Annotated in this window: 3 protein-coding genes; all 3 read left to right on the top strand. The window is 73.8% G+C overall.

Annotated features, from left to right (window positions below):
* The first annotated feature begins 225 nt into the window (after positions 1–225).
* On the top strand, positions 226–1,290 hold the full coding sequence (locus I59_RS00085; protein ID WP_022902120.1) for an HD domain-containing protein: 1,065 nt from the start codon (positions 226–228) through the stop codon (positions 1,288–1,290).
* Positions 1,272–1,535: a hypothetical protein gene (locus tag I59_RS00080; RefSeq protein WP_022902119.1), complete on the top strand. Its 264-nt coding sequence runs from the start codon at positions 1,272–1,274 to the stop codon at positions 1,533–1,535. The genes I59_RS00085 and I59_RS00080 overlap by 19 nt, the downstream gene beginning before the upstream one ends.
* A gap of 170 nt (positions 1,536–1,705) precedes the next feature.
* Positions 1,706–2,557, top strand: a complete 852-nt coding sequence (locus I59_RS00075) for a family 16 glycosylhydrolase (RefSeq protein WP_022902118.1) — start codon at positions 1,706–1,708, stop codon at positions 2,555–2,557.
* Positions 2,558–2,736 lie beyond the last annotated feature (179 nt).

Raw genomic sequence — 2,736 nt, 5'->3', positions numbered from 1 at the left:
CCTCCCGATGCCGCTCGATGCTCCTGTGACGACGACGACCTGACCGCGGAACCGATGTGCCATGCCCCCGGTGCTACCCGCCCACCGGTCCGTCGGGTCACAGGAAGGCCTCGGTGCGACGCCGGCCGGCCGGCCCGGGTCGGATGAGCGCCGCGACGCGACCGCCGACACGCCCGCCCAGCTGCCCCGGGGCTGTGCGTCGGTGGCGCCCGCTAGCGTGGGGCCGTGCACGTCGACGCGGTGGACACCCTGGGCCACGACGGAGTGTGGTTCGACCCGCTCTGGCGTGTCGAGGTCGTGCTCACCGCCACGGAGCGTTCGCTGCTCACCGCGTGGCCGGTCCGACGTCTCGCGTTCGTCGCCCACGCCGGTGCCGCGTCGATCACCACCGTCCAGGCGTACTCGCGCCTCGAGCACTCCCTCGGCGTCCTCGCGCTCGTCGCGCACTTCGCCCCGGACGACCACGACGCCCGGGTGGCCGCCCTCCTGCACGACGTCGGGCACCTGCCGTTCAGCCACACGCTCGAGGGCATCGCCGGCCTCGACCACCACACCCTCGGGCGGGCAGCGGTCCACGACCTCGCCCGGTCGTACCCGGTCGACCCCGAACGCGTCATCGCGATCGACGACGGCCGCCGCCCGTCGGTGCTGACCCCGGCGCACGGCGGCCTCAAGCTCGACCACCTCGACTCCTTCCTGCGGAGCGGGCAGGCCCACGGCCGCACGACCACGCCCCCGCACGAGCTGCTCCGACGTCTCCGGCTGGTCGACGGCGCCGTGGACGCCGACCCGGACGACGCCGCCGAACTCGTCGACCTCGCCGTCCGAGAGGCCCGCGCACAGCGGTCGCCCGCGAACCTGGTGCCGGTGACGGTGCTGCGCGCCCTGGTGTCGCGCGCCGTCACCGGCGGCCTGCTCGACGACGCCGGGCTCGCCGCAGCGACGGACGACGAGCTGTGGGCGGTGATCGCGACCGATCCGGCCACCGCGGTCGAGGCCCGGTCACTCCGTCGGCATCCCGAGCGGTGGCGGCTGCACGTCGGGCGGACCTCCGGTGCCGGCGTGTACCGGCACGTGGTGCGCCGCAGCTACCTCGACCTCCCCACCGCGGACGGCCGGACGCTGCACGACCCGCGCGTCGACGAACTCAGCGCGTCGCTGCCGTACGAGGTGGCGGTCCGGTACGAGGCGAACCCGTCTGGCACGGAAGCCGCACCGCGCGCGGAGACCACACCGGGCACGACGACCCCGCTGAGTGCGACGATGGGCCCATGCGCAAGGACGACCTGACCGTCGAGGAAGCGACGGCCATCGCCGAGCACGCCCGGTCCGGGTCGCTCCCCCTCGACGACCCCGAGGTCCGGAAGGTCGTCGACCAGGCGAACCGCGTCCTCGTCCGCGCCCAGATGTGGGGCGAGGACCGCAGCCCGAAGCTCCGCAGGCGGCGCCGGTGGATCGCGGTCGGCGGGCTGCTCGTCGTCGCCGCGTGGGTGGCCGGTCTCATCCTCCCCCTGGTCTGGCACCTGACCCACTGATCCACGGGCCTGCAGACAGGTCGCCACACCGACCACCAGCCCACGTGCTCACCGACCGACGCAGACCGTCGCCGCGCGACGCGGACCCTGCCGAACACTGCAGCCCGACGAACCTGCGGATTCCGGCGCAATGCTGGTGTCCGCGGACGTTGCACCGCACAATCTCGCACATGGATCAGGGACCAGCCTTCGACCGACGTCGCTTCGTGACGCTCGGTCTCACCGGTGCCGCCGCGACCGCGGCCGCCGCCACCTCCGCCCTCCTGCCGGGCACGGCCACCGCACGGGCCGCGACCGCCGCCGGCACGCTCCTCGCTGCCGACGAGTTCGACGGCGCCGCCGGAAGCGCTCCGAACCCCGGGATCTGGCGCTTCGACCTCGGCGCCGGCGGGTGGGGCAACGGCGAACTCGAGACGTACACGGACTCCCGCCGGAACTCGCAGCTCGACGGCACGGGCAACCTGGTCATCACCGCCCGGCGCGAGGCCGACGGCACCTACACGTCCGCCCGCCTGAAGTCCGAGGGGACCTACACGGCGCAGTACGGCCGCGTCGAGGCGCGCATCAAGATCCCCCGGGGCCAGGGCATCTGGCCGGCGTTCTGGATGCTCGGCGCCGACATCGGACAGGTCGGCTGGCCGGCGTGCGGCGAGATCGACGTCATGGAGAACGTCGGCTACGAACCCGCGCTCGTGCACGGCACCGTGCACGGACCCGGGTACTCGGGTGCGAACGGCATCTCCGCGACGTACCGCAACCCGTCCGGGGCCGCCTTCGCCGACGACTTCCACGTCTTCGGCGTCGACTGGCGTCCCGACTCGATCACCTGGACCGTCGACGGCACCGCCTACCGCACGGTGACCCGTGCGGACGTCGGGTCGAACCCCTGGGTGTTCGACGGTCCGTTCTTCGTCATCCTCAACGTGGCGGTCGGCGGCGGCTGGCCCGGGTCGCCGGACGCGACCACGCGGTTCCCACAGCAGATGCTCGTCGACTGGGTGCGCGTCTCCCAGCTCGACTGACGACGGCCTGGTGCGCCCGCTCATCGGTGACGCGGCAGCGGCACGCGGATCGCGCTGGTCGGCCGGCCTGGAGGCGCGTGGCGGGCCCGCGACGCGCCTCCAGGCCGGGACACAAGGAGGTCGTCACCCCGGCTGGTCGACGAGCAGTCGCCCGAACGCTCCCCGGAGCAGCCCGGGCA

Origin of the sequence: Curtobacterium sp. B8 (genome assembly GCF_000333315.1) — a bacterium.
In the GTDB taxonomy this organism is placed as follows: domain Bacteria; phylum Actinomycetota; class Actinomycetes; order Actinomycetales; family Microbacteriaceae; genus Curtobacterium; species Curtobacterium luteum.
Note: the sequence above shows the minus strand (reverse complement) of the source record. Positions and strands in the feature narration are given on the sequence as shown.

Coding starts and splice junctions, on each gene's coding strand:
- I59_RS00080 (WP_022902119.1), top strand. CDS start 1,272: ATGCGCAAGGACGACCTGACCGTCGAGGAAGCGACGGCCATCGCCGAG.
- I59_RS00075 (WP_022902118.1), top strand. CDS start 1,706: ATGGATCAGGGACCAGCCTTCGACCGACGTCGCTTCGTGACGCTCGGT.